22 protein-coding genes are annotated in these 25,257 nt (G+C 59.1%); 11 read left to right on the top strand and 11 right to left on the bottom strand.

Annotated features, from left to right (window positions below):
• Positions 1–20: 20 nt before the first annotated feature.
• Positions 21–2,273, bottom strand: a complete 2,253-nt coding sequence (locus tag MDHKLMBL_RS17070) for a galactose oxidase early set domain-containing protein (RefSeq protein WP_104271554.1) — start codon at positions 2,271–2,273, stop codon at positions 21–23.
• Between the two features lie 104 nt (positions 2,274–2,377).
• Entirely contained in the window at positions 2,378–4,396 is a 2,019-nt protein-coding gene (gene rep, locus MDHKLMBL_RS17065; protein WP_014575829.1) for a DNA helicase Rep, read from the bottom strand.
• Positions 4,397–4,539: 143 nt separating this feature from the next.
• Here rep and MDHKLMBL_RS17060 point away from each other — a divergent pair, with 143 nt between their 5' ends.
• The 4 genes from MDHKLMBL_RS17060 (at position 4,540) to rmf (ending at position 10,623) form a co-directional block, all read left to right on the top strand.
• Entirely contained in the window at positions 4,540–6,276 is a 1,737-nt protein-coding gene (locus MDHKLMBL_RS17060) for a putative bifunctional diguanylate cyclase/phosphodiesterase (RefSeq protein WP_104271552.1), read from the top strand.
• A gap of 49 nt (positions 6,277–6,325) precedes the next feature.
• Complete coding sequence (locus tag MDHKLMBL_RS17055) at positions 6,326–8,665, top strand: Tex family protein (RefSeq protein ID WP_053114130.1); 2,340 nt, start codon at positions 6,326–6,328, stop codon at positions 8,663–8,665.
• A 66-nt stretch (positions 8,666–8,731) separates the two neighbouring features.
• A complete protein-coding gene (gene gshA / locus MDHKLMBL_RS17050; RefSeq protein ID WP_008169925.1) occupies positions 8,732–10,285 on the top strand; it encodes a glutamate--cysteine ligase in 1,554 nt (517 codons plus the stop codon).
• Between the two features lie 122 nt (positions 10,286–10,407).
• Positions 10,408–10,623: a ribosome modulation factor gene (gene rmf / locus MDHKLMBL_RS17045; RefSeq protein ID WP_008169923.1), complete on the top strand. Its 216-nt coding sequence runs from the start codon at positions 10,408–10,410 to the stop codon at positions 10,621–10,623.
• 20 nt (positions 10,624–10,643) lie between these two features.
• Here rmf and MDHKLMBL_RS17040 read toward each other — a convergent pair whose 3' ends face one another.
• Complete coding sequence (locus tag MDHKLMBL_RS17040; RefSeq protein ID WP_053114134.1) at positions 10,644–11,093, bottom strand: flagellar basal body-associated FliL family protein; 450 nt, start codon at positions 11,091–11,093, stop codon at positions 10,644–10,646.
• Between the two features lie 93 nt (positions 11,094–11,186).
• On the opposite strand from MDHKLMBL_RS17040, the gene MDHKLMBL_RS17035 reads away from it, so the two are divergent.
• Both MDHKLMBL_RS17035 and MDHKLMBL_RS17030 read left to right on the top strand, forming a co-directional pair.
• Positions 11,187–11,693, top strand: a complete 507-nt coding sequence (locus tag MDHKLMBL_RS17035) for a disulfide bond formation protein B (protein WP_175497417.1) — start codon at positions 11,187–11,189, stop codon at positions 11,691–11,693.
• A gap of 100 nt (positions 11,694–11,793) precedes the next feature.
• On the top strand, positions 11,794–12,273 hold the full coding sequence (locus MDHKLMBL_RS17030; protein WP_008169916.1) for an Rsd/AlgQ family anti-sigma factor: 480 nt from the start codon (positions 11,794–11,796) through the stop codon (positions 12,271–12,273).
• Positions 12,274–12,368: 95 nt separating this feature from the next.
• On the opposite strand, the gene bamJ is transcribed toward MDHKLMBL_RS17030, so the two are convergent.
• The 3 genes from bamJ to MDHKLMBL_RS17015 form a co-directional block, all read right to left on the bottom strand.
• Positions 12,369–13,085 carry a BamJ family beta-barrel-assembly machinery protein gene (bamJ, locus tag MDHKLMBL_RS17025; protein WP_008169914.1) on the bottom strand — a complete coding sequence of 239 codons (717 nt, stop codon included), beginning with the start codon at positions 13,083–13,085 and terminating at the stop codon, positions 12,369–12,371.
• A 124-nt stretch (positions 13,086–13,209) separates the two neighbouring features.
• On the bottom strand, positions 13,210–13,596 hold the full coding sequence (locus tag MDHKLMBL_RS17020; RefSeq protein WP_008169912.1) for a DUF4124 domain-containing protein: 387 nt from the start codon (positions 13,594–13,596) through the stop codon (positions 13,210–13,212).
• Positions 13,593–14,150 carry a TIGR02444 family protein gene (locus MDHKLMBL_RS17015; protein ID WP_008169909.1) on the bottom strand — a complete coding sequence of 186 codons (558 nt, stop codon included), beginning with the start codon at positions 14,148–14,150 and terminating at the stop codon, positions 13,593–13,595. Before MDHKLMBL_RS17015 ends, MDHKLMBL_RS17020 begins: the two co-directional genes overlap by 4 nt.
• A 46-nt stretch (positions 14,151–14,196) precedes the next feature.
• Here MDHKLMBL_RS17015 and MDHKLMBL_RS17010 point away from each other — a divergent pair, with 46 nt between their 5' ends.
• Positions 14,197–16,140 (top strand): ATP-binding cassette domain-containing protein, encoded by a 1,944-nt coding sequence (locus MDHKLMBL_RS17010; protein WP_104271550.1) that lies wholly within the window; start codon positions 14,197–14,199, stop codon positions 16,138–16,140.
• Between the two features lie 6 nt (positions 16,141–16,146).
• On the opposite strand, the gene ppx is transcribed toward MDHKLMBL_RS17010, so the two are convergent.
• Positions 16,147–17,673 (bottom strand): exopolyphosphatase, encoded by a 1,527-nt coding sequence (gene ppx / locus MDHKLMBL_RS17005; RefSeq protein WP_053114142.1) that lies wholly within the window; start codon positions 17,671–17,673, stop codon positions 16,147–16,149.
• A gap of 293 nt (positions 17,674–17,966) precedes the next feature.
• Between ppx and trxA the strand changes: the two genes are divergently transcribed.
• Positions 17,967–18,293 carry a thioredoxin TrxA gene (gene trxA, locus MDHKLMBL_RS17000; RefSeq protein ID WP_008169901.1) on the top strand — a complete coding sequence of 109 codons (327 nt, stop codon included), beginning with the start codon at positions 17,967–17,969 and terminating at the stop codon, positions 18,291–18,293.
• A 64-nt stretch (positions 18,294–18,357) separates the two neighbouring features.
• Here trxA and MDHKLMBL_RS16995 read toward each other — a convergent pair whose 3' ends face one another.
• From MDHKLMBL_RS16995 to moaB, 4 genes are read right to left on the bottom strand one after another with little or no spacing between them, the layout of a single operon-like run.
• Complete coding sequence (locus MDHKLMBL_RS16995; protein WP_014575841.1) at positions 18,358–18,804, bottom strand: molybdenum cofactor biosynthesis protein MoaE; 447 nt, start codon at positions 18,802–18,804, stop codon at positions 18,358–18,360.
• Position 18,805: 1 nt separating this feature from the next.
• Positions 18,806–19,066 carry a MoaD/ThiS family protein gene (locus MDHKLMBL_RS16990; RefSeq protein WP_041644897.1) on the bottom strand — a complete coding sequence of 87 codons (261 nt, stop codon included), beginning with the start codon at positions 19,064–19,066 and terminating at the stop codon, positions 18,806–18,808.
• A gap of 2 nt (positions 19,067–19,068) precedes the next feature.
• Complete coding sequence (locus tag MDHKLMBL_RS16985) at positions 19,069–20,283, bottom strand: molybdopterin molybdotransferase MoeA (protein WP_053114148.1); 1,215 nt, start codon at positions 20,281–20,283, stop codon at positions 19,069–19,071.
• 33 nt (positions 20,284–20,316) lie between these two features.
• The gene (moaB, locus tag MDHKLMBL_RS16980; RefSeq protein ID WP_053114150.1) at positions 20,317–20,889 is read right to left on the bottom strand and encodes a molybdenum cofactor biosynthesis protein B; all 573 of its coding nucleotides are present in this window, start codon (positions 20,887–20,889) and stop codon (positions 20,317–20,319) included.
• Between the two features lie 364 nt (positions 20,890–21,253).
• Between moaB and rho the strand changes: the two genes are divergently transcribed.
• From rho to MDHKLMBL_RS16965, 3 genes are all read left to right on the top strand, one after another.
• Complete coding sequence (rho, locus tag MDHKLMBL_RS16975; protein WP_008169890.1) at positions 21,254–22,516, top strand: transcription termination factor Rho; 1,263 nt, start codon at positions 21,254–21,256, stop codon at positions 22,514–22,516.
• Between the two features lie 246 nt (positions 22,517–22,762).
• The gene (ubiD, locus tag MDHKLMBL_RS16970; RefSeq protein ID WP_062782888.1) at positions 22,763–24,250 is read left to right on the top strand and encodes a 4-hydroxy-3-polyprenylbenzoate decarboxylase; all 1,488 of its coding nucleotides are present in this window, start codon (positions 22,763–22,765) and stop codon (positions 24,248–24,250) included.
• A 1-nt stretch (position 24,251) separates the two neighbouring features.
• On the top strand, positions 24,252–25,256 hold the full coding sequence (locus tag MDHKLMBL_RS16965; protein ID WP_104271548.1) for an FAD-binding oxidoreductase: 1,005 nt from the start codon (positions 24,252–24,254) through the stop codon (positions 25,254–25,256).
• The last annotated feature ends 1 nt before the right edge of the window (position 25,257 follow it).

The following is a 25,257-nucleotide window of genomic DNA, read 5'->3' as shown; positions in this document are numbered from 1 at the left end:
AATGTACTCCCGTTGCCTGGTTACAGAATCTCAAGTGTTGATTCGATAATTCCGTCGGCGGTCGTGGTGTCGCCCGCCATCTGGGTTGGCGCCATGCATTCGAGGTTCTCGTTGACCACGGTGATGGGAGCCGATATTGATGGCACCCTTCCTTCAGTCGTCTGTTTGCTCACGAACAGCATGTACTCGCCGGCGGGGACCACGTTGTGGTTGTCTGGCATTTTCAGGGTCAGCTTGTTGCCGTTGCCTCTTTCCATGACCAGTTCAATGGCGCGCTGGTCGCCATCAATCACATGGGTCATGACCGTCCGGCGAATCAGCAGCGCCTTGTCGATCTGGTCGGCCTGGTCAACCTTTATATTGAAGCGATCACCAATGCTCAGGTTGCGCGGCGCGCTCTGGATTTCCGGGCGGTCGTCACGCATGGCATAGGGTGGTGTGTAGATTTCAAAGCTGGGATCCCGTCCGTCATACGGCGCCAAACCGAAGTCCTGAAGATCGACGAAGGTCAGGTAGGCGGTATTGATCGGCGAATGCCCGGCAATCATCACACGACCGTCTTCCATAAGTACCGCTGTATTGTGGTAAGTCCGTGCCCTGTGGCCCGTTGCCATTTCAGTCCACGTGCCCGTTTCCGGATCAAAGCGCTCGGCCGTGCGAATTGGGCCCTCAAGGCCGGGTGCTACGACACCATCGCGGTTGCCGCCACTGAATACCATGACGCTGCCGTCAGGCATGAGAACATTGGTGCCATACCAGCGTGGCTGGTTGAGCGAGCCAGTGAGTCTTGATTCGTAGCCGATGTCATCGCCATTCGTGGTTATGCGGTCGATCCGGCTCTGATCCGTGGGCAGGTAGCCGCCGGGATTGGTCAGTAGAGCGTAACTGGGAACACCACCGGCAGTCAGAAGCTCGACGTCCGTGTACTCACCGTTGGCGTTTGGCTTGAGAGGTAACATGGTTGAGGACGTGGAGCCGCGCATGCCACCGGCAATGGCCATTCGAAGGTCGTCCTCTGAAACGCCCAGCTCTGCGCCGCTCTCCAGCAGATCAGACGGAGCTTCCAGCACATCGCCCAGCAATGAGCCGATCTGGTCCAGGGAAAGATTGGTGATATTCAGTGTGCTGCTGAGCTGGTCCAGCCCGACTTCATCCAGTCTCAGGGGCAGTCCGGCATAGCCGATGTCGTTCCAGCGCTGGGTTGCGGGATTGTAGCTGGCGACAATGTTCCACAAGGCCTGGTCATACCCCTGGCCAAATGGATTGAACGCCTGGCCGCCCGCGTTATAGAGCACGTGACCGTTGGGCAGGAGATGCATTCGCGGGTAAAGCGGCAGTGACCTGTCTGCGGTCGAAGGATTCTCCGTCCACACGCCTGCGCAAGGGTTGTAGGTTTCCGTTTGGACGACGTTGCGTCCGCTATTCAGAGGCTCGTCCGGATAGACGGGCTTCAAAAGCTTGGTGACGCCGCTCGCCACAAAGACGTCGCCATTGCCCAGAGTGACCAGCGACGGGTACCAGCGGCCGTAGGTCATATCACCGCTCTGGCGCCAGGTGTTGGTCGCCTCATCGAATATCCGCGAATTCTTGATGCCTTCCAGCTCTGCAACGCCGAGTGGCAGGCCGTCTATGCCGGGCTCCGAGTAGTAGTCGGTGCCACCGACAGCCATCACATCGCCGTTTGCGAGGCCAATAACATCCGAGCAGAACAGCGCACCGTCGTTTTTACTGGTGTTATCTGCAGTATCAATCAAGCCGTCGAGTTCGGTGCCGTTGAGGAGGGTCTCGCTGTCATTGCCGTCCGGATTGGCACCGGCATCCAATGGGGACGGTTTGAGCCAGGACGGGTTGTCGCTTTCATCAAGCGACAATACACGGGTCTGATCGTTGACCGAGACTTCGCCGAATTCGGCGACGATTGACAGCTCGACGTTTTCGGTACCCTCGAGCGCATTCAGGTAGAGTAGGCGACCGTCTTTCAGCAGGGCCATGGTACCTGCGGCCGGTTTGCACTCATCCATGCCATCGGCCCGGGTGATGCATTTCTCATCGGTTTCAACAGCTTCACCGTCGACGATGATGGTTGGTTCCGCAAAAGGTTCGCTGAAGTAGCCTTTTGCCGGGTCTCTGTCCTGGTTCGTCTGCACTATTGAATCATCGGTAGATGATCCGAGTAGCCCGCCAAGGAGCCCCGCGCTGGCTGGGGTGGCTCCTGCCGTGATGAGAAAGAGCGAACCGGTAAGCTGACACAAGCGATTGGAATTTCTGGACATGAAGTCCTCCTGATCTTGTTGTTGTCGGAGCGGGATGAGGTATCCCACTTGCAGAAACGGATCAGGTCTTCAAAAGTTGCAGTGATTGTAAAAAAATTTGAAATTTACAGGCCGAGATCGCCCAAAAGGGCACTGAGAGTCGCTTTTCCCTTTTTCTGATTGGCTTCCACATCCAGGTCGCCAGTCCCCTCCCATTTGAGGTCTTCCTCGGGCAGCTCATCAAGGAAGCGGCTCGGGATGGTTTCGAGTTTCTCGCCGTACTGTTTCCGGGTCGCCGCGTAAGTCAGGGTCAGCGTTTCCCGGGCGCGGGTAATGCCCACGTACATCAGTCGCCGTTCTTCCTCGATATTACCTTCTTCAATACTGCTTCGGTGGGGCAGGATTTCTTCCTCAAGCCCCATGATGAACACGTGGGGAAACTCCAGGCCCTTCGACGCGTGCAGGGTGAGCAGCTGAACCTTGTCGCTGTCATCGTCCTCTTCCCGCTGTTCCATCATGTCCCGAAGGATCAGTTTGGTGATGGCATCCTCGATGCCGAGCTCATCGGCCGTGCCCTTGCCATCGTCGAGCATGCGCTGGATGGACTCCACCAGGTACCAGATGTTCTCCATCCGCCGCTCGGCCTGTTTGGGGGTGCCGGAGTGCTGGTGCAGCCACTCCTCGTATTCGATGTCCGTGAACAGCTGTTTGATCACGGGTATCGGGTTCTCGCTGTGCAACCGCTCGCAGGTGGCATCCACCCAGTGGGCAAAACGCCGCAGGCGATCCAGCCCCTTCTCGGTCACGTGGGTCTCTGCGCCCATGTCACCCAGGGCCTTGAACAGGCTGACGTTGCGGGACCGGGCGTAGTGACTGAGCTGCTCCAGCGTGCGCGGACCGATCTCCCGGCGTGGCACATTGACCACCCGCAGAAACGCGGCGTCGTCGTCCGGATTGATCAACAGCCGCAGGTAGGACATGGCGTCCTTGATCTCGTTCTTCGAGAAAAACGACTGGCCGCCGGAGATGCGGTAGGGGATCTGGTAGGCCTGCAGTTTCATTTCCAGCAGTCGTGCCTGGTGGTTACCCCGATACAGCACGGCAAAGTCCCGGAAATCGAGCCCTTTTTTTAGTTTCTGGTCGAGGATCTCGGTGGCAACGCGGTCGGTTTCCGCGTCTTCGTTGCGGCATCGGACAATCCGGATTTCCTCGCCGATGGTGTGATCACTCCACAACGCCTTCTCGAACACGTGGGGATTATTGGCAATTACTGTGTTGGCACTGCGCAGGATCCGGGCAGTGGACCGGTAATTCTGTTCAAGCTTGACGATTTTCAGGCTAGGGAAGTCTTCCTTTAGCTGGGCCAGGTTTTCGGGCCGGGCACCGCGCCAGGCATAGATGGACTGGTCGTCGTCTCCAACCACGGTAAACGCGGCCCGCTCGGCCACCAGCTGCTTGACTAGTTCATACTGGCACACGTTGGTGTCCTGGTATTCATCCACCAGCATGTAGCGAATCTTCCGCCGCCATTTCGCGAGCACGTCCGGATTCGAGCGGAACAGCATCACGGGCAGCAGGATCAGATCATCAAAATCGACCGCGTTGTAGGCTTTCAGGTACTCGTTGTATTTCTTGTAGATAATGGCAATACGCTGTTCACGCTCATCGGCAGCCTTGCTCAGGGCCTCGGCGGGCCCCCGCATGGCGTTTTTCCAGGAGGAGATGGTCATCTGGATGTCGTTGAGTTCGTCCCCGGCCTCGGCGCTGGCTTCCCGGAGCATCAGATCCTGTAACAGGGCCTTGGCATCCTCGGCATCAAAGATCGAGAAGCCGGGGTGGTAGCCAAGATGCGTGTGCTCCTCACGGATCATGTTGAGGCCAAGATTGTGAAAAGTAGATACAATCAGGCCCCGGGTCAGCTTCCGGTCAACGATCCTGCCAACCCGCTCTTTCATTTCACGGGCAGCCTTGTTGGTGAAGGTGACTGCGGCAATATGACGCCCCGGTATTCCAAGTTGCTCGATCAGGTAGGCAATCTTGCGGGTAATCACGCTGGTCTTGCCACTGCCTGCCCCGGCAAGCACCAGCATCGGGCCATCGGCATAGCGGACTGCTTCGCTTTGTCTCGGGTTGAGCTTGTTCACAAATAAATGGCCAGAATGGAACGAAATGGGGATAACGGACGTGGGCTTATTCTACACCAGACAGAGTTGCTGTACCTTGACGATCTATCGACTATGATTGATAGAACGGACTTGGTTGTTCACGCATAAATGGATCCTGCTAGATGACACTGCCACTGGAAACCGTGAGGCCCGGACAGTTGCGCCTTTTGGTTCTGACACCAGATTACGCTGATTTTCTCTGGCTGAATGCTCTCCTGGCGGGTGACGTCGAAATCAGTGCGGACGCAACCTGGTGCCCGGATCTGGTGGATTGCGATGATCTGATCCGGAACGCCAGTTTTGATCTTATCGTATGGGATTGCGTGTTCCACGGTGGGTCTGAAGCCTCCTTCCTGCAGTACCTGGCCGTCGCCAGCAATGAAAAGCCGGTACTGGCCCTGAGTGCCGAGCCGCCGATGGAGCGCGCGCCAGAGTTGCTGGCTGCCGGAGCTGCCGATTACCTTTGTCGTCAAACCCTGGACCACTGGACGTTCCGTCGGGCCGTGAAATGCCTCTGGTATCGGGACCAGTTGTCCGAGTCCGCCCATGGTCAGCTGGGCCGCGAAGTCGCCACCGGTTTTATCAACCGGGACCTTTTCTTCGATCGTCTCCAGCAGGCCTTGCTGCGGGCTGAGCGTGCAGGCCATCGGCTGGCCTTGTTGCACCTCAATATCGATGACTTCCGCAGCATTAATGAATCTTTCGGTTACCAGAAAAGCGACCAGTTGATGATGAAGCTGGCAGAGCGTCTTCGTCATTCTCTTCGTCGCGTCGATTCGCTGATGCGTATCGGGGGTGACGAACTGGCCATTATTGTTGAAAAGGTCGAGGACTCCCTCGATATCACCCAGATTATCCGCAAGGTGGTCAACGCCCTTGATGAGCCGGTTACGATTGATGGCCAGACGGTCGTGGTCAGTGCCAGCCTTGGTGTCGCAACCTACCCGGAAGCCGGAGACAGCGCCGAGAATCTGTTGCGCCGGGCCAACCGCGCCATGTTCGAAGCAAAACGGGATCCGGGCACCAGCTACCGTTTTTACGACCGCCAGCTGCACATTTCCGCCGGTTACCAGCTTCGTCTGGAGGCAGACCTCCGCAACGCCCTTCGAGGCAAGGAACTGGAGCTTTACTATCAGCCCCGGATTGATCTGGCCACGGAAGAAGTACGGGGTGTCGAATGCCTGTTGCGCTGGAATCACCCGGAGCGCGGGCTGGTGGGGCCGGACGAATTCATTCCGGTTGCCGAGCGCAGCGGGTTGATCGTGCCCATTGGTTACTGGGTCATCGAGCAGGCCTGCAAACGCCTGCAGGAGTCCGCCGAGCTCGGTTTCCCCGGGCTGGTGTTCGCGGTCAACCTGTCGTTCAGGCAGTTTCACGATCGCAAGATGACCGAAACCATTTTCCGCATCATCTTTAACGCCAACGTGGATACCAGTCTGCTGGAGCTGGAGCTGACCGAGAGTGCCATGATGCACGACCCGGAGTACGCCCAGCGCTGCCTGCGGGAATTGAACCAGCTGGGTATCAGTTTTGCCCTGGACGATTTCGGCACCGGCTTTTCATCGTTGAGCAATCTCCAGCATCTGCCCATCTCGCTGGTGAAGATCGACAAGTCGTTTGTGCAGGAGTTGGGTAATTCCGCAGACGCCGAACACATTATCCGGGCCATTATCAGCCTGGCCCACAGCCTGCAGATCAGCGTCGTCGCCGAAGGCGTGGAAACCGAAGGGCAACTGGAGTTTCTGCGCCAGCAGCATTGCGATGAAATCCAGGGCTATTACTACGCCCGGCCCATGCCCTGGGCGGATCTTGTGCAATTCCTGAACAAGCGGGGACAGGCCGCTTGCCTGCAGCAGTAAGCCGCTGTACCTTTGCTGGTTTATTGGCAAAGCATCAGACAGAGGTTGCATGAACAGTATCTCCAGGCGTATCGCCGAGGAACTCGGTGTCCGCGAGCAACAGGTTAATGCCACCGTCGAACTGCTCGACGAAGGCGCGACCGTTCCGTTTATCGCCCGCTACCGGAAAGAGATCACAGGCTCACTGGATGACAGCCAGCTGAGGAACCTGGAAGAACGTCTGCGCTATTTGCGGGAACTGGAAGACCGTCGTGCCACTATCCTCAAGAGCATTGAGGAGCAGGGCAAGCTGACCGACGAGCTCAAGGCCACCATCCAGGACGCCGACACCAAGAACCGTCTGGAAGATCTTTACCTGCCCTACAAGCCCAAGCGCCGGACCAAGGCCCAGATTGCCCGCGAGGCGGGTCTGGAGCCGCTGGCTGACGCCCTCTATGATGATCCGACTCTCGATCCTGAAACCACTGCCCAGGGCTACCTGAACAAAGAAGCCGGCGTGGAAGATACCAAGGCTGCCCTGGATGGCGCCCGCTACATTCTGATGGAGCGGTTTGCCGAGGATGCCGAGCTGCTGGGCAGCCTGCGGGACTTTATCTGGCAGGAAGGCCAGCTGAACGTCACCGTGGTGGAAGGCAAGGAAAACGAGGGGGCCAAGTTCCGTGATTATTTCGACCACGTTGAGCCGCTTAAGAAAGTTCCGTCCCACCGTGCCCTGGCCATCCTTCGGGGCAGGAACGAGGGCGTTCTTGGTTACACGATTGTTGTTGGTGATGCCGAGGATGACCGCCGTGCGCCCCACCCGGCCGAGCAGCGCATCGCCGCTCGCTGGAATATCCGGGACAATGGTCGTGCTGCCGACAAATGGCTCTCGGAGGTGGTTCGCTGGACCTGGCGGGTGAAACTCTCCACCCAGATTGAAACCGATCTCATGGCACAGGTCCGCGAAGCGGCAGAAACCGAAGCCATCAACGTGTTCGCCGCCAACCTCAAGGATCTTCTGCTGCTTGCGCCGGCCGGTCCACGTCCGACCCTGGGCCTGGATCCAGGGCTACGCACCGGGGTGAAAGTGGCTGTTATCGATGGCACTGGCCAGGTGGCCGGCCACGGTGCCATCTTCCCCCATGCGCCGCAGAACCAATGGGACCGTTCCATCGAGCAGCTGGCGGCCTGGTGTCGGGAGTACAAGATTGAACTGGTGGCCATTGGCAATGGCACCGCTTCCCGGGAAACGGAGAAGCTGGTCGGCGACCTCAGCAAGCGTTACCCCGAATTGAAGCTGGCCCGGATCGTGGTCAGTGAGTCCGGTGCTTCGGTCTATTCAGCCTCCGAGTTCGCCTCAAAAGAACTGCCCGATCTGGATGTCACCATTCGCGGCGCGGTGTCCATTGCCCGCCGGTTGCAGGATCCGCTGGCCGAACTGGTGAAAATCGAGCCGAAATCCATCGGGGTGGGGCAGTACCAGCACGACGTTTCCCAGGTGCAGCTGTCACGAAGCCTCGATGCCGTAGTGGAAGACTGCGTAAACGGCGTGGGTGTGGATCTGAATACCGCGTCAGCGCCACTGCTGGCAAGGGTCTCGGGCCTGAACCAGACCATCGCCCAGAACATCATTGAGTTCCGCAACCAGAACGGCATGTTCCGCAACCGGAAACAGCTGCTCAAGGTCACCCGTCTCGGGGACCGCACGTTCGAGCAGGCGGCGGGTTTTCTGCGTATTGCCGGCGGCGAGAACCCCCTGGACCGGTCCTCCGTGCACCCGGAAGCCTATGGCGTGGTCGAGGCCATCGCCCGGAAAAATAATCGCGAAGTGGGCGATATCATCGGCGATTCCTCGTTCCTGCGTGGTCTGAATCCCCAGGATTACGTAACAGAACAGTTCGGTTTGCCGACTATCAAGGACATCATCTCGGAACTGGAGAAACCGGGGCGGGATCCGCGACCGGAATTCAGGTTCGCAAGTTTTGAGGAAGGGGTCGAAACCCTGAGCGATCTCAAACCCGGCATGGTGCTGGAAGGGTCGGTGACCAACGTGACCAACTTTGGCGCGTTTGTGGATATTGGTGTGCATCAGGATGGCTTGGTGCACATTTCCGCGCTGTCCCACACCTTCGTCAAGGATCCCCGAGAAGTGGTCAAGGCCGGGGATATCGTCAAGGTTAAGGTGATGGACGTGGATATCCCGCGCAAGCGAATTGCCCTGACCATGCGTATGGACGATCAGCCTGGCGAGAAAAACGAAGGCAAGCCAATGGCTGCCAACCGCTCCGGAGCCAGCCGCAAGGGCGGAAACCGGAATGCCGGTAATGGCGGTTCCGGTCAGAAATCCCCACAGGGCGCCATGGCTGGTGCGCTGGCCCAGGCACTTGCCTCGGCGCGCAAGGACAGCTGACGGGTTTACAATCTTTTCACCGGCCGGTTATGCACAAGAGCAAGCCGGCCGCAGCAGGAGTCGACCATGGCTGAATCCCGCCATTCCGTATTTCGTCAGTTCGCTGCCAGCGACTGGGATGGTTTCCTCAAGGGTGTCGAAAAAGAAGGGCTGCGGGTGGATCGCAACGGCTTCATCGCCCAGACTCCGCACCCCGAAGCCCTGGGGTCGGCGCTTACCCATCCGAGGATTACCACCGACTATTCAGAGGCCTTGCTGGAGCTGATCACGCCGGTGTTCGACAGCACGGCAGGCATGCTGAAATCGCTGCGGGATATCCACACGTTTGTGCAGCAGAACCTGGGTGACGAAGTGTTCTGGGCGACAAGCATGCCCTGTGAGCTGGATGGTGACCCGAGTATCCCCATCGCCGAGTATGGCAGCTCCAATATTGGCCAACTCAAGCATGTTTACCGGCAGGGACTGGCCGTGCGCTACGGCCGTATGATGCAGAGCATCGCGGGCGCCCACTACAATCTGTCCCTGCCCGACAGTTTCTGGCACAAGTGGCAGGAATTGCTGGGCAACGAGCAAAGCCTGAAAGACTTCAAGTCGGACCAGTATTTCTGGCTGATTCGCAATTTCCGCCGCCGCAGCTGGCTGCTGATGTTGTTGTTCGGTGCTTCGCCCGCCCTGGATGCCAGCTTTGTAGCCGGCGTGAACCATGATCTCTCGCGATTTGATGAACGCACCTGGTTCGGTGAGTACGCAACCTCGTTACGGATGGGCGATCTTGGGTACCACAACAACGCACAGGCATCCCTGAATATCTGTTTCAACGAGCTGAGCACCTACACCCAGACTCTGGATCGGGCCATTCACACCACCTGGCCGGCGTATGAGTCGATCGGCACCCGCCGGGGCGACAAGTTCATCCAGATCAACACCAGCGTACTGCAGATCGAGAACGAGTATTACAGCGCGGTGCGCCCCAAACGCACGACGCAGCGTGAGGAAAAGCCCATCCAGGCCCTCGAAGCCCGGGGTGTGGAGTACATTGAGGTGCGATGTTTGGACCTTGATCCCTTCTCGCCGGTTGGTGTGAACGAGGCCCAGATCGATTTTCTGGATCTGTTCCTGCTGGACTGCCTGCTAGCAGACTCTCCCCGAATTGGCGATGCCGAATGTGAACGCCTGGATGACAACTACAAGGATGTGGTCGCCAATGGGCGTTATCGAGAGTTGGCGCTTTGCCGTGGTGGGCATCGTACCCCGGTATCCGACGCTGCGAACGACATTCTGTCGCAGCTGGAGCCCCTTGCGGAACTGCTCGATAGTTGGCGGGGTGATGACACCTACCGCAACGCCCTTGCCGCCCAGCGCGAAGTGTTGACCGGTGAATGGACCGTGCCGTCTGCCCGGGTTCTCGATGCCATGCGTTCCTCTGGCCTGGGTCACCGGGAGTGGGGTATGGAAATGGCGCGGCAGCATCAGCAGAGCCTTAGGCAGGAAGGTCTTGGTGATGATGTGCGCCGCGCGTTTGAGGCTATGACGTCAGAATCCCTGACCGAGCAGGCCGACATGGAAAGCGCCGATACCCTGTCGTTCAGCGAGTTTCTGGAACAGTACCTGCGCTCTTGAACGTTGGGTTCGGGAGGCGTCGCAGGAGTCTGCGGACCTGACGCACAGAAACTGAACAAAGATTTGTCTCCCTCCGGTCCGGCTGTTAATTTTTGTAACATCAGGATCGGGAGGGGATTGCGATGGCAAGGGATATCAAACTCGGCTGGGACGTGGAAGCCCTGAACAAGGCTTACCGACAGGGCTATATGGCGGCCAACATGGGCATGGACAAATCCCGCTGCCCCTATCGTGGTGACGTCGTTATTGCGGCCTGGGAAGCCGGTTGGGATGATGCCGATCAGGTGGCCCGTGATGACCGCGACCAGTCAGATGATCTGTTCTCGCGGATCGCCTGAACCACTGGCCGGTTCCAGCTTCACTTCTGCACGACAAACTCCGTAAACAGCACGCCGGCTATGCTTTCGCCGGTCTGCTGCTCTTCCAGTACCGCATTGATTCGCTGTTTGGCTTCTTCGCGCAGCGCCTCCTGGCCCTCCATTGAGGTGAGGCGATCGGTATCCGTTTGCTCACCAAACAGCATGACCAGTTCGTGTCGCAATCGGGGCATGTGAGCATCCACGGCAGGCCGTGCGCTCGCGCTGTTTGCCCGCAGACTGACCGCGGCTTTCAGATAGGTTGGCTTGTTGCCGGGCGTACCCACGTGGGTCACGAACGGTGGATCCATGCTGATGTAGTCGGTAAAGCTGTTTTCTTCTTCAGCCACGTCCTCGTCGGCATTTTCCTCTTCCTGGGAAACGGCCGGCAAAGAGATCGTTGCAAACAACAGAAAAAGAAGCGTCAGAACAGATTTTGGCTGGCGTGTCATAGGCTTGAAGTTGATCGTGGTTTAGGGTTAAGTGACGAGAATAGCAGGCCCTGTGGCCGCTTGCAGTTTCAATTCACGATTCGAGGTGTTCTTTTGACCAGCAGATGGGTTTTCGGGCTTATTTTCCTTGTATGTGCCGCACTCCTTGGTGTGGCTTTTTATATGGAGCATGTGATGGGGCTCGAGCCCTGCCCGCTTTGCTGGTTACAGCGCTTCGGTTTCATGGGTGCCGGTCTGGTCAGTTTCCTGGCCTTTCTCCATGGCCCCACCGGATTCGGCGTGCGGATCTATGGGTTCCTGCTGGTGCTGACCGCCGGAGCAGGGCTGGGTGTCGCCGGGCGGCAGTTGTGGCTGCAGAGCCTGCCGGCGGACCAGGTGCCGGCATGCGGGCCTTCGGTGGACTACATGCTGGACGTTCTGCCGTGGTTCGAAGTTCTGTCTACCGCGCTCCAGGGCACCGGGGACTGCGCTGAAGTGGTGTGGCGGTTCCTGGGTTTGAGCATTCCCGGCTGGACTGCTGTCTTTTTCTCGCTGCTTGTCATCACCGGTCTGGTTTTGATGTTTCGCCGGCAAAAACCCCGGGAATGGATTCGAGGCTGAAACGGTTGCGGGGAACCGCAGCCATGGGGTAACTTGATCCAAACCTAATAAAAATCAAAACCGAAACAGAAGTAGTCAAGACAAGCGGAGAACAGGCGTCATGTTGGAAAATTGCCGAAATGCCAGGGAGCGCTGGGGCGGCGTCAGCGAGCTGATTGATCGCTGGCTCAAGGAGCGTCAGGAGCTTCTGGTGCATTACTGCGACCTGTCCGGAGAAAGCGACTTCTCGCAGACCGAAGCATTGAGAGAAAAATTCGTGCGCCTGTGTGAAGTTCTGGTGGACTACGTGTCTACCGGTCATTTCGAGATCTACGAGCAGTTGGTGCGAGAGGCCCGGGAATTTAACGATGGCGGGTTGGAGCTGGCTGCCAAGGTTTATCCCCGTATTGAGCAAACCACCGAGGTTGCCCTTAACTTCAATGACCGGCTGGATGGCCGGGATTTGTCCGAAGAGGATGTCAAAGAACTGTTCGGTGAATTGTCGAAGCTGGGTGAAACTCTGGAGACCCGGTTCGAGATGGAGGATTTCCTGATCGAGCATCTGCACAATGCCCATGCCGGCAAAGTAGCCTCTGCCTGAGAAATCCCTGAATCAAAAAAAGCCCCAGTCCGGCATCGCCGGCTGGGGCTTTTTCGTGTGGCAGCCTCAGAACTGACAGCTGCCTGTTCTGGCGCTTAGTCTCCGGAGCCAGGGTTGATCTCGAGTAGCTCGACATCAAACACGAGGGTCTCGTTGGGGCCGATCGCCCTGTTGCCGCCGGGGCCGTAGGCCAGATCGGACGGAATGTAGAGCTTGTAACGGGCACCCTCGCTCATCAGCTGCAGGCCCTCGGTCCAGCCGGGAATCACCTGGTTCAGGGCGAAGGTAACCGGCTCACCGCGCTCGCGGGAGCTGTCAAATACTTCACCGGACAGCAGTTCACCGGTGTAATGCACCTGAACGGTGTCTGTTGCTGCCGGCTTTTCGCCGTCACCCTGCTCAAGTACTTCGTATTGCAGGCCGGATTCAGTGGTTTCCACACCTTCACGCTCTGCGTTCTCGGCAAGGAAGGCTTCGCCGGCATCCAGGTTCTTCTGGGCCAATTCTTCCATCTGCTTGCCCTGCTCTTCCTGCAGCTGCTGCTGGTAGGTCATCAGAGCCTGCTGGATTTCCTCGCGGCTCATGCGCTTGGCTTCTTCATCGCCGGCGTGGCCGTGCTGGATGCCCTGGAGGAACTGGTCCATCTGCAGATTCGGCAGGTCGTTACCCATGCGCTCACCGAGAACCAGGCCCATGCCATAGCTCACCTTCTGATCGGTGGAATCCAGTTTCGGTTGTTCCGGGGCTTCGGGGGGTGTGGAACAGCCGGCCACGAGGCCGGTCACTGCCAGTGCAAGGAGCGTTTTCTTCATTGCATTATCCTTTAACGTCGGTGCTTGGGGCAGGGCCCCGCGTTGTGTTTGTCAGAACGCAGAAGGTAACGGGTTCCGGCATCAGATGCCACTGAACATGTGTTAAGAAACCGGACGTGTCAGCTCAGCTGCCGTTGGTACCGGCAGCTGAGGGACCCAGGGAGAAAGGTGCGCTGTAGGGAGATTGCCAGTCTGTTTCCGGCTCCTGCGGCTGAATCCGGGGGAAGACCTTGTCACGTCGCTCGATAGCGAGGGTGTTCCAGCGGCCCTGTTCGGGCGGCTGGTCAGCGTAGTGCCAGTTGCCGTCGGTATCCTGCCATTTGAACACGATTTCGGGGCCCTCGGTGGGAATCGGGGACGGGACCAGTCCTTCAAACGCGGGAATCTCGGGCTGCTCGTGCTCTGCCACAGGTTCGGAGACCTGCTCCGGGTCGTTCAGACCGAAGAAAATCAGCAACAGCAATAACCCGAGAGCCGGGAACGAGAGCCGTATGAGCCATTTCATCATCATGGCTGATGGTCTCCCTTGGGAAAGTGGGCCAGAGTATCGGCCAGTGTATTCAGCAAGGGCCTTGCATCGTCCTCAACGGGTAAGGTCGGTGCTGCCGCAAACAGATTGTTGATGATCAGTGCGTCGCGTCCCTGCATGTCTGCGTGTTCCGGGTTAATGGTCATTAGCGTTCGCCAGCTCAGGGCCAGTTCAATCTGTTCGGCTTCAAGCTCCAGGCCGGCGATGCCGGTGCGAAGCTTCTGACAGTTGTCGGCGCTGCCGGGCAGCGATTTCCGCGCGCTCCGGAGGGCAACGGTTACACGGTCGCGCCACTCTGTTACCGTAGCGTCCTCGACCCCGGCGAAGACCCTGCCAGAGAGTGCAAGCCAGGCCGCACCGAGAATCCGCGTTACGCTCCAGCCCTGATTCTGAAGCGCCAGGCAGCTGTTCTGGACATCCGGACGTTTCCAGAACGCCAGGGCAAAACGCCAGAGCGGGTTGTCCGGTTCCAGATCTGCCGGAAGTTCCAGCGGCGGTGTCGAAAAATCCGGGGTGGTCGCCGAGCGGACCGACATAGGCGCTGTGCCTTCCCTGAACACTTTACGTTGATAAAATGAAAGCATGTTAACGATAACCGATCTCAGTTTACAACGGGGCGGCGTCTGGTTGCTAGAATCCGTCAGCCTGACGGTGCAACCCGGCCAGCGTGTCGCGATCGTCGGTGCCAATGGTGCCGGCAAGTCCAGTCTTTTCCAGCTCTTGCTGGGCCAGTTGGCCCCGGAGCAGGGAACGGTTTCCCTGCCCGGGGGTTGCCGCATTGCCCACATGGCGCAGGAAGTCGAAGCAACCGACCGTAGTGCCCGGGATTTTGTGCTTGATGGCGATCTGGACCTGCGTCGCCTGGAAGGCGAGCTTGCCAGGGCAGAAGGCGCCGGTGATGACCATGCCATTGCCCGCATACACGGGGAGCTGGATGTGCACGAGGCCTGGTCTGCAGCTCGCAGGGCGGAAGCGTTGCTGCGTGGGCTGGGATTCTCCGACGAAGACGCCGACCGGCCGGTGGCTGCGTTTTCCGGTGGCTGGCGGATCCGGCTGAACCTGGCCCAGGCCCTGATGCGACCATCTGATCTGCTGCTTCTGGATGAGCCCACCAACCACCTGGATCTGGATGCCTGTCTGTGGCTGGAGAACTGGCTGCGCCGCTACCCCGGGACCCTGCTGTTTATTTCTCACGACCGGGATTTCATGGATCGGGTCGCCACCCATGTGGTGCATTTTGACCGGCGAAACCTGGAATTATATACGGGTAATTACTCAGCCTTTGAAGGCCAGCGCAGTGAACGTCTGGCCCAGCAGCAGGCCGGTTTCGAGCGCCAGCAGGCCAGGATCGCCGAAATTCAGCGCTTTATTGACCGATTCAAGGCCAAAGCCACCAAGGCCCGCCAGGCCCAGAGCCGGGTCAAGGCTCTGGAGCGGATGGAGCGGATTGCCCCGGCCCACATCGATTCGCCCTTCAGTTTTGAATTTCCGGTGGCCGAAAAGGTCTCCAACCCCCTGCTGTCGATCCGCAACGGCAAGGCCGGGCATGGTCATACTCCAATCCTGGACGGCATCAATCTGACTCTGCTGCCCGGCAGCCGGATTGGCCTGCTGGGCCCCAATGGCGCGGGCAAGTCCACGTTGATGGATGCGCTTCGGGGCGAGGGTACCTTGTTGTCCGGAGATCGAACCTGCGGCGAGCATCTGGCCATCGGTTCTTTCGCCCAACATCAGCTGGAGTCGCTGGATCTGGATGCCAGCCCGTTTCTGCACCTGCAGCGGCTGGCGCCGAAAGCGTCAGAGCAGAGTATCCGGAACTTCCTCGGTGGGTTTGATTTTCACGGCGATGAGGCCCTGAGCGCTGTCCGGTCATTCTCCGGTGGCGAAAAGGCCCGCGTGGCGCTGGCCGTGATCGCATGGCAGAGACCCAACCTGCTCCTGCTGGACGAGCCCACGAACCACCTGGATCTGGAAATGCGCCAGGCTCTGACCATGGCGCTGCAGAACTTTGAAGGCGCTATTGTGGTGGTTTCTCACGACCGGCACTTGCTAAGGAACACCGTGGACGAGTTCTGGCTGGTCAATGATGGTCGGGTAACGGAGTACCAGGGCGATCTGGAAGACTATGAGCGTTGGCTGGCGGACCGCCGGAAAGACGAAACCGAGGCACCTAGGAGAGTGCCGGTCGGCCAGGAGGGGGTGCCCGAGGCCGCTGAGGCGGTGGGCGAGAGTGCCGAAGATCGGAAGGCGCGCAAGCGGGCAGAGGCGGCTCTTCGCCAGAAACTCAGCCCCTACCGTAAAAAACAGAGTGCGCTGGAAAAGGAAATGGACCAGCTTCAGCAGAAGCTGTCAGCTCTGGAAGAGCAGCTATCCGAACCCGACCTTTACGACGACAGCGGCAAGACCCGTCTGAAAGAGTTGTTGGCGGAGCAGGCCACCGCAACCGCCCGCCTGGAAGAGGTGGAGGCGCAGTGGCTTGAAGTCAGCGAAGAGGTGGAGTCCCTGGAGGCCGAGTTGGCTGGCTGAGCGCGCTCAGCCGCCGTTCAGTTCCAGAACAAAGTCCTGTTTGGCGAGATAGTCCCGTTCGTTTTCCAGGTCGGCCAGGGTCAGTGGCCTGTCATCCAGCCAACCTGACGGAAACTCCAGCACCAACTTGTCCTTGTGTGCCGTCAGGGTGAAGGCCGGAGGCGGCTCCATGTTGCGTGGGTGTTGAATCAGAACCGCCAGGCGCACCAGCACGCAGAGGTAACGCAGCCTGGCAATGTCTTCCGGGTCCAGGCCCTCGAAGATTGCCGAGGCGAATTTTCTCCGGTGGCCGCGCACGAGAGTTGCCAGGTCGCGCTGGAACTGCTGGGTGAAGCCGGGCAGATCCGAGTAGCGCAACAGATAGGCGCCGTGTTTATGGTACTGGCTATGGGAAATGGTCAGGCCGATCTCATGCAGTCGGCAGGCCCAGCGCAGTACTTCTTCATCTGCCGGGGTGTTCAGGGCCCAGGCGTCGGCAACCTGCCGCCATGCTGCCACGGCCGTTTCCTCAACGGCAGCGCCATGTGCCTGGTCAACGTGGTAACGCTCCTGAAGCGCGGAAATGGTTCGCTCACGGACATCCTCGTGCTGGATTCGCCCGACAATGTCGTAAAGCAGACCTTCCCTCAGAGCACCATCGGCGAACGCCATGTCCTTGATACCAAGGGACTGGAATGCCCCCATCAGGATGGCAAATCCGGCCGGGAATATGCTCTGGCGGTCCGAGCGTACGCCCAGATCTCCCAGTTTTTCTGTTTTACCCATGTCCACCAGCCGCTTGCGAAGTTCCTGCATGGCGGCGAGGGTAATGGTGCCGTCGGTGATCTTCAGGGTCGCCAATACGCTGGCAATGGCTTTGATCGAGCCGGATGAGCCCACCGCACTTTGCCATCCCACGGAGCGGTAATGCTGGCGGATGTTGAGCAGTTCCTGTTCTGCGTGGGTCACTGCCTTGTCCATCTGCCGCCTGGTTATCTTGCCGTCCGGGAAATACCGGTTACGGAACGACACGCAACCCATGTGCAGGCTTTCAAGCTCCTGGGGTTCAAACCGCTGGCCGATGATGAATTCGGTGCTGCCACCGCCAATATCGATAACCAGTCGACGCCCGATGTCGTCGGAGAGGGTATGTGAAACCCCCAGATAGATCAGGCGTGCTTCCTCGCGGCCGGCAATGATCTCTACCGGATAGCCCAGCGCTTCTTCGGCCCGGGCCATGAACTGATGGGCATTGCGCGCCACGCGAAGCGCGTTGGTGCCGACAATCTGCACCGCCTCTGGCGGCATGCCCTTGAGCCGTTGAGCGAAGCGTCCCAGGCAGGCGAGGGCCCGCTCCTGGGCGTCTTCAGTGAGCCGGTTGTATTGGTCCAGCCCAGCTCCGAGCTGAACCTTTTCTCCCATCTTCTCGAGGGTCCGGATTTCCCCATGCACTAGTCTGGCAACCACCATGTGGAAGCTGTTCGAGCCCATGTCGATGGCTGCGAGTACCTCGGATGAGGCGGCAGCGTTTTCGGCGGTGGATGCGGCCGTCACGTGGTCGGAATCCTTTTGAGATGAACGTGCGGGGTACTATAAGCGAAATCCCTCAGGCCTGTCAGTAACCGGAAAACCGCGCATTTGACGACGGTCAGGCCTGGATCGGTTCTTACCGCTTCACATCCGGCTGATCAATCGCGTAAAGTATGTCTTACCGTGATTTGGGTGAAAGGTTGTCCGTATAACCCGGACAGCCTTCAGCGACAGTCAACAGCACCTGTGCCCGGCAGGTTATTCCCTGAAAGGGACATGCCGATGTGCAGCAGTAGTGCATGAATCAGGAAAAGGTAATGAGCGGAAATATCGTAAATGTAACCGACGCTTCTTTTGAGCAGGATGTACTGCAGTCCGACGTCCCCGTTCTGGTGGACTACTGGGCAGAGTGGTGCGGCCCCTGCAAGATGATTGCCCCGGTGCTTGAAGAGATTGCCGACGAATACGACGGCAAACTGAAAGTCTGCAAGCTCAACATTGACGAGAACGAGCAGACCCCGCCGAAGTTCAACATCCGCGGTATCCCCACCCTGATGCTGTTCAAGAACGGCAACGTGGACGCCACGAAAGTCGGCGCGCTCTCCAAATCCCAGCTGGCGGCTTTCCTGGACAGCAATCTCTGATTGCAGGCAGGTCACCAGAAACCGCCCCTGAGCCCAGGCTCACGGGCGGTTTTTTTATGGCCAGTTACTTCCAGTCCTCGGAGCGCGCCCGATCGGATTCTTTCTGTTCCACCCAGTGCTCCCCGTCTGAGGTGATTTCCTTTTTCCAGAACGGAGCGGATGTCTTCAGGGCGTCCATGATGAACTCGCAGGCCGCGAACGCGTCCCCACGGTGGGCGCTGCACACCCCGACGAAGACAATCTGGTCGCACAGCGCCAGCCTGCCCACCCGGTGAATCACCCGGGCCTTGCGCACATCCCAGCGCTTCGAGGCGTCATCAATGAGCCCCTGGATCACCTGTTCGGTCATTCCGGGGTAGTGTTCCAGGTAGAGCCCGGTAACGCCCTGCAAGTCACCGCTGTCCCGCACCAGGCCGGTAAACGTTGCAATGGCGCCGGTGCCGGCGCCACTGTCACGCAGCGCCGCGTACTCAGCGGCCACATCAAAATCGTCAGACTGGACCGAAATCATCTCAACCTCCGGTGACCGGCGGGAAAAAGGCAAGCTCGTCGCCGGCTTTCACCTCAGAGCCCGGTTTCGCCATGGCCTGGTTGATCGCAATCATAACCGGCTGGTCGCCCTGCAACTGATCCCAGGGGCCGCCCTGGCTGGCCAGCTCTGCAAGTACATCGCCCGCTGTGAGGCCAGGCCTGGCGTCGATAGCCAGCTGGTCGGTTTTCAGGTCTTCGCGCAGACGGGCGAAGAAGCGCACTGTAATCGTGTTATCACTCATGGTCAGCTCAACAGTTCCGCAAACGAGTAGTAGGTTAGCAGGTCGCCGGGGCTGACGGTGCTGTTTTCAGGCACCACGGCCAGGCCGTCAGCCCAACAGGTAGAGCTCAGGATGCCGGAGCTCTGGTTGGGATAGGCGGCCACCACCGGCCCGGATCCCCGGGATTCCTTGCGGGCCCGGACGAACTCCCGGCGTATTGACGGCGAGTCAATGGTAAAGTCTGCCGGTATCCGCTCGCCCGAGAGAGGTTTCGGGTTGCGCCCCTGGCGTTTCCGGATATAGGGCATGCCCACCATCAGGAAAGTGACCAGCACAGACCCCGGGTTGCCGGGCAGTCCCAGCACCGGGGTCCCCCCGATGGCACCAAAAGCCACCGGTTTCCCGGGCTTGATGGCCATCTTCCAGAGCGACAGACTGCCTGACTCCTCCAGCACTGCACGCACGTGGTCCTCTTCGCCCACGGATACGCCACCGCTGGTGATAACCAGGTCAGCGGCCTCGGCCGCACGCTGCAGTGTTTCGCGGGTCGCCTCGCGCTTGTCCCTGAGTGTTTCGCACAGAACGACCTCGCAACCGGCTTCGGTGAGCAGCCCCATCAGGGTGAAGCGATTGCTGTTGTAGATCTGGCCCGGCCCGAGGGGCGTGCCGGGGTCTACCAGCTCATCTCCCGTGGAGAGAATGGCGACTTTCAACCGCGCCAGGACGGCAACCCGGGCAACGCCCATGGAGGCCAGTAGTCCCATCTCATTGGGACGTACCTGTGTACCTTTTGCCAGAGCAAGATCGCCCCGGGTGAGATCCTGCCCCCGGCGGCGAATATTCTGCCCTTCGTCTACTTCCGCCTGTACAAGAATGCCGGATTCCGTCACCTCAATCCGCTCCTGCATGACCACCGAGTCGGCGCCCTCGGGAATCTCTGAGCCGGTAAAGATGCGCGCAGCGGTGCCGGGTTCCAGGGGCTTCGGCGCTTCACCGGCCGGAATCCGGGCCGAGACCGGTATTGGCCGGTCTCCATGCAGATCCTGTTTGCGCAGGGCGTATCCGTCCACCGCACTGTTGTCAGCCGGCGGCACGTCGGCCGGCACATAGTGGTTTTCGGCAAGTACCCGGCCCAGGGAGTCGGCCAGTGCGACGGTTTCAATCTGCGCAACCACCGGTGCTTCCGACAACAAGTGGTCCAGGGCATCTTCCAGGGGCGTGAGGTTTGGCTTGGCCATCAAGTCTTAACTCCGATCGGGATGTCTTCTGCCTCAGCGCTTGGCGCGCTGTCCAATGACTTCGTTGAGCCGCGACATTGGCTTCTCGGGTTTGCGCAAGACCAGCCCCGAGAAATTGCATGGTGTGTGACGGCTGTCCAGCTGACTGAGGAGAATACCTTCCCAGCCGGTGCGGCAGGCGCCGGTCGAGCCGGGCAGGCAGAAGATCACCGTGTGGTTTGCCATTCCCGCCATCGCCCGTGACTGCACGGTTGATGATCCGATTTCGGCGGCTGACAGGCGGCGGAATTCCTCACCAAAGCCTTCGATGGTTTTGTCGAGCAAAGGCCTTACCGCCTCCGGTGTGCTATCTCGTTCAAGCAGGCCGGTGCCACCGGTAATGATCACTGCGTGCACCTGTGAATCGGCAATCCAGCCGGACAACAAGGCCCGCACCAGATAGACGTCGTCCGGCAGGATCCGGCGGGCGACCAGGTTGTGGCCGGCTTCGACCACGCTGTCCTCCAGAAATTGCCCGGACGTGTCCTGTTCAGGCCCACGGGTATCGGAGACGGTCAGCAGGGCAACGTTCAGGGGTTTCATTTCGGTACTGGGTACACTGCTCATGGATGGGCTCCATAATCGTTGAAAAGTTGTTATACGCCAGTATCGCCATCACGGGCTTTTAATGGAAGGGAGTAACCCATCAGGGGGAGGCGCCAGCGGCCGGTTGTGGCCGGTTTGGCGTGAAATTGCTGTTAATTTGTGCAGTGCACTTGACATTCGCCAGTCAGGTGGCCGATGATCGCTCTTGACCGGCGAACGGTTGTTCCCACTCTCTGGCTTCAGTACCTGAATTCCGGACTCCATCTACACCGGTTGCTCCAACTGGCCAGCACCAAGTTCAGCGTTTTTTTACGATCAATACGTTCAGGGGCACCCCTGTCATTCCAATACTCGTTTACTTCCATTCCTGAAAATCCAACAAACTATGAATCTTACTGAACTCAAGCAGAAATCCGTGCCCGAATTGCTCGATATTGCGCAAGAGATGGGCCTCGATAACCTGGCTCGTTCGCGCAAACAGGATGTGATCTTCACAATCCTGAAGAAGCACGCAAAAAGCGGCGAAGACATCTACGGCGACGGCGTACTGGAAATTCTGCAGGACGGCTTCGGCTTCCTCCGTTCCGCTGACGCCTCCTACCTGGCAGGGCCTGACGACATCTATGTCTCTCCGAGTCAGATCCGCCGGTTTAACCTGCGCACGGGCGACACGGTCGCAGGCAAGATTCGCCCGCCCAAAGATGGTGAGCGCTACTTTGCCTTGTTGAAGGTCAGCGAGATCAATTTCGACAAGCCGGATAACGCCCGAAACAAGATTCTCTTCGAGAACCTCACGCCGCTGTTCCCGGACGAGCGCCTGATGCTCGAGGCCGGTAACGGCAGTACCGAGGATCTCTCCTCCCGGGTCCTGGACCTGGTTGCGCCCATCGGTAAAGGCCAGCGCGGGCTTATCGTTTCCCCGCCCAAGGCCGGTAAGACACTGCTGATGCAGAGCATCGCCCAGTCCATCACCCGCAACAATCCAGAGTGCCATGTCATGGTACTGCTGATTGACGAGCGGCCAGAGGAAGTGACCGAGATGCAGCGCACCGTGCGCGGCGAGGTCATCGCCTCCACGTTTGACGAGCCGCCGGCCCGCCACGTGCAGGTTGCTGAAATGGTGATTGAAAAGGCCAAGCGTCTGGTAGAGCACAAGAAGGACGTGGTCATCCTGCTGGATTCCATCACCCGTCTGGCTCGTGCCTACAACACGGTGATCCCGTCCTCCGGCAAGGTCCTGACCGGTGGTGTTGACGCCCATGCCCTGGAAAAACCCAAGCGCTTCTTCGGTGCCGCCCGTAACGTGGAAGAAGGTGGAAGCCTGACCATCCTTGCCACGGCGCTGGTCAACACTGGTTCCAAGATGGACGAGGTTATCTACGAGGAGTTCAAGGGCACCGGCAACATGGAAATCCACCTGGATCGCAAGATTGCCGAGAAGCGTACATACCCGGCCATCAACATCCGCAGCTCCGGTACGCGCCGCGAAGATCTGCTGATGAGCGAGGCGGATATCCAGCGGGTCTGGATCCTGCGCAAGCTCCTGCACTCCATGGACGATGACACCGCCGCCATCGAGTTCCTGCTGGACAAGCTCAAGGACACCAAGACCAACGACGAGTTCTTCCAGTCCATGAAGCGTCGTTGATCTCTTCCTAGCTAGGACTAGCGCCTCTGGTTTTGGGGGCGGGCAGAGCCGGGGAGAACCTCCCCGGACACGCCGTGAACCCATCCCTGGGGGCTCGGCATTGCCATCCCTGGCAATGCACGGTCCGGGGAGGTTCTCCCCGGCTCCGCCGTTCATGCCACGTGCGCGCAGTTTGTTCCAACTGCTTTAAAGCAGTCCAGCGACCACCGATCTCCGTAGTACTGGCATATCTGAACGGAGTAACCGATGAAATACAACGACCTGCGAGACTTCATTGACCAGCTGGAGAAGCTGGGTGAGCTGAAACGCATCAGCGTTGAAGTCGACCCCCATCTGGAAATGACCGAAATCTGCGACCGTACATTGCGGGCAGGTGGTCCTGCGTTGTTGTTTGAAAACCCCAAGGGCTATGACATGCCGGTGCTGGCCAACCTGTTCGGGACACCGAAGCGGGTAGCGTTGGGCATGGGGCAGGATAACGTCACGGCGCTTCGGGACATCGGTAAGCTCCTCGCGTTTCTCAAGGAACCGGATCCCCCCAAGGGTTTCCGCGATGCCATCGAAAAACTGCCGCTGTTCCGGCAGGTGATGCGCATGAGCCCCAAGGTACTGCGTTCCGCGCCCTGCCAGGATGTCGTGATCGAAAAGGATCAGGTGGACCTGTATCAGATTCCGGTGCAGCATTGCTGGCCTGGCGATGCCGGGCCGCTGGTGACCTGGCCACTGGTGATTACCCGTGGGCCCCATAAAGAACGCCAGAACCTGGGCATCTACCGGCAGCAGGTCATCGGTCGCAACCGTCTGATCATGCGCTGGCTGAGTCATCGCGGTGGTGCCCTGGATTTCCAGGAGTTCCAGAAGAGCAATCCCGGCCAACCCTATCCGGTGGCTGTGGCCCTCGGTGCCGATCCGGCGACCATTCTGGGGGCGGTGACGCCGGTGCCGGATACGCTGTCGGAATACGCCTTTGCCGGGCTGCTTCGCGGCAGCCGGACCGAGCTGGTCAAGGCGGGGCTGAGCGATCTGCAGGTGCCGGCAAGCGCCGAAATCGTGCTGGAAGGTTTCATCTACCCGGATGACATGGCGCCGGAAGGACCGTTCGGTGATCACACCGGTTACTACAACGAAGTGGACCACTTCCCGGTATTCACCGTAGAACGGGTCACTCATCGCCGGGATCCGATCTATCACAGTACCTATACCGGTCGCCCGCCTGATGAGCCGGCGATTCTCGGGGTGGCCCTGAACGAGGTCTTTATTCCGATTCTGCAGAAGCAGTTCCCGGAGATCGTGGATTTTTACCTGCCACCGGAAGGCTGTTCCTATCGCCTTGCAGTGGTGACCATGAAGAAACAGTACCCCGGCCATGCCAAACGGGTGATGATGGGGGTATGGTCGTTTCTTCGGCAGTTCATGTACACCAAATTTGTGATTGTCACGGATGACGACGTGAATGCCCGCAACTGGGAAGACGTGATCTGGGCGATCACTACCCGGATGGATCCAACCCGGGATACCACGCTGGTGGAGAATACGCCCATCGATTACCTGGACTTTGCCTCGCCGGTATCCGGCCTGGGTTCCAAAATGGGGATGGATGCCACCAACAAGTGGCCGGGTGAGACCACCCGGGAGTGGGGTGAGCCGATCGCCATGACCGAAGATGTGAAAAAACGCGTCGACGAGCTGTGGGATACCCTGGGTATTGAAAGTCCGGCATCGCGCCCCGACTGATATGGGCAGTGAACATCGGGCGGTGCGGCTTTGGCCCTCTGGTATCGCCTTCATTGCGGCGTCGGAGGCAGACTTGCTCGGCGCTGCCGCGCGGGCTGGCGTAGCTGTGCCGGCAGCCTGTCGCAACGGGGTATGTGAAATCTGCGAGGCCCGGTTACTGAAGGGCGCCGCGCTTAATACCCGAAACCAACAGACTATAAAGATCGGTGAGCGCTTGATGATGTGCCGTAGCATCGCGCTCACGGATCTGGAACTGGAGATATCCGCCGTTATGGCAGCTGGAAACAATCAGCCTGGCAAGTTTCAGGCAAAAGTCGTGGACGTAAGGTCGATCAGTCACGATGTCTATCGCGTTGAGCTACAGCTTCCGCGGCGTCGGGAGCTGTCGTTTCATGCCGGGCAATATCTGTCGGTCAATCTGCCTGATGCTGACCCCTGTTACTTTTCCATCGCCAGCAGTCCATCGGACCAGAATATCGAGCTGCATATCCAGGCGACCCCCGAGTGGGTGTCCGCGCAGAAGGTGATTGATGCCCTGACGTCCGGTGGCGAGGTAACCGTGGAGCTGCCCCATGGCAAAGCCTGCCTGGCGTCAGTGCCGACCAGGCCGCTGTTGCTGGTGGCTGCCGGCACCGGCTTTGCCCAGATGAAGAGCCTGGTGGATTACCTCCGGGAAACGTCCTACGACCAACCGGTCAAGCTGTACTGGGGAGTTCGTCGACACGAGGACATGTATCTTCGCGCCCTGGCACAGCAGTGGCAGGACGAGTGGCCCCGCTTCACCTTCCTGCCGGTAGTGGGAGATGATGAGGATAACGACTGGGCCGGCCATCACGACCAGCTGGTTCGTGCGGTTCTTGCTTCCGGCATGGACTGGAACAATGTGGAAGTCCATGCCAGCGGTTCGCCCACCATGGTCTACACCCTGATGGATGCCCTGGTGGATGCGGGCCTGCCCGAAGAGGCGTTCTTTTCTGACGTGCTGGAATACGCACCGAGGACCTGAA

Source organism: Marinobacter flavimaris (assembly GCF_002933295.1).
GTDB lineage: Bacteria > Pseudomonadota > Gammaproteobacteria > Pseudomonadales > Oleiphilaceae > Marinobacter > Marinobacter flavimaris.
The sequence above is the reverse complement of the archived record's forward strand: the minus strand, read 5'-3'. Positions and strand labels throughout refer to the sequence as shown.

Bases quoted from the DNA above. Each gene is read 5' to 3' on its own strand.
- MDHKLMBL_RS17070 (WP_104271554.1), bottom strand. From the start codon at position 2,273: ATGTCCAGAAATTCCAATCGCTTGTGTCAGCTTACCGGTTCGCTCTTT.
- MDHKLMBL_RS17060 (WP_104271552.1), top strand. From the start codon at position 4,540: ATGACACTGCCACTGGAAACCGTGAGGCCCGGACAGTTGCGCCTTTTG.
- MDHKLMBL_RS17055 (WP_053114130.1), top strand. From the start codon at position 6,326: ATGAACAGTATCTCCAGGCGTATCGCCGAGGAACTCGGTGTCCGCGAG.
- gshA (WP_008169925.1), top strand. From the start codon at position 8,732: ATGGCTGAATCCCGCCATTCCGTATTTCGTCAGTTCGCTGCCAGCGAC.
- rmf (WP_008169923.1), top strand. From the start codon at position 10,408: ATGGCAAGGGATATCAAACTCGGCTGGGACGTGGAAGCCCTGAACAAG.
- MDHKLMBL_RS17040 (WP_053114134.1), bottom strand. From the start codon at position 11,093: ATGACACGCCAGCCAAAATCTGTTCTGACGCTTCTTTTTCTGTTGTTT.
- MDHKLMBL_RS17030 (WP_008169916.1), top strand. From the start codon at position 11,794: ATGTTGGAAAATTGCCGAAATGCCAGGGAGCGCTGGGGCGGCGTCAGC.
- bamJ (WP_008169914.1), bottom strand. From the start codon at position 13,085: ATGAAGAAAACGCTCCTTGCACTGGCAGTGACCGGCCTCGTGGCCGGC.
- MDHKLMBL_RS17020 (WP_008169912.1), bottom strand. From the start codon at position 13,596: ATGATGATGAAATGGCTCATACGGCTCTCGTTCCCGGCTCTCGGGTTA.
- MDHKLMBL_RS17015 (WP_008169909.1), bottom strand. From the start codon at position 14,150: ATGTCGGTCCGCTCGGCGACCACCCCGGATTTTTCGACACCGCCGCTG.
- MDHKLMBL_RS17010 (WP_104271550.1), top strand. From the start codon at position 14,197: ATGTTAACGATAACCGATCTCAGTTTACAACGGGGCGGCGTCTGGTTG.
- trxA (WP_008169901.1), top strand. From the start codon at position 17,967: ATGAGCGGAAATATCGTAAATGTAACCGACGCTTCTTTTGAGCAGGAT.
- MDHKLMBL_RS16995 (WP_014575841.1), bottom strand. From the start codon at position 18,804: ATGATTTCGGTCCAGTCTGACGATTTTGATGTGGCCGCTGAGTACGCG.
- MDHKLMBL_RS16990 (WP_041644897.1), bottom strand. From the start codon at position 19,066: ATGAGTGATAACACGATTACAGTGCGCTTCTTCGCCCGTCTGCGCGAA.
- MDHKLMBL_RS16985 (WP_053114148.1), bottom strand. From the start codon at position 20,283: ATGGCCAAGCCAAACCTCACGCCCCTGGAAGATGCCCTGGACCACTTG.
- moaB (WP_053114150.1), bottom strand. From the start codon at position 20,889: ATGAGCAGTGTACCCAGTACCGAAATGAAACCCCTGAACGTTGCCCTG.
- rho (WP_008169890.1), top strand. From the start codon at position 21,254: ATGAATCTTACTGAACTCAAGCAGAAATCCGTGCCCGAATTGCTCGAT.
- ubiD (WP_062782888.1), top strand. From the start codon at position 22,763: ATGAAATACAACGACCTGCGAGACTTCATTGACCAGCTGGAGAAGCTG.
- MDHKLMBL_RS16965 (WP_104271548.1), top strand. From the start codon at position 24,252: ATGGGCAGTGAACATCGGGCGGTGCGGCTTTGGCCCTCTGGTATCGCC.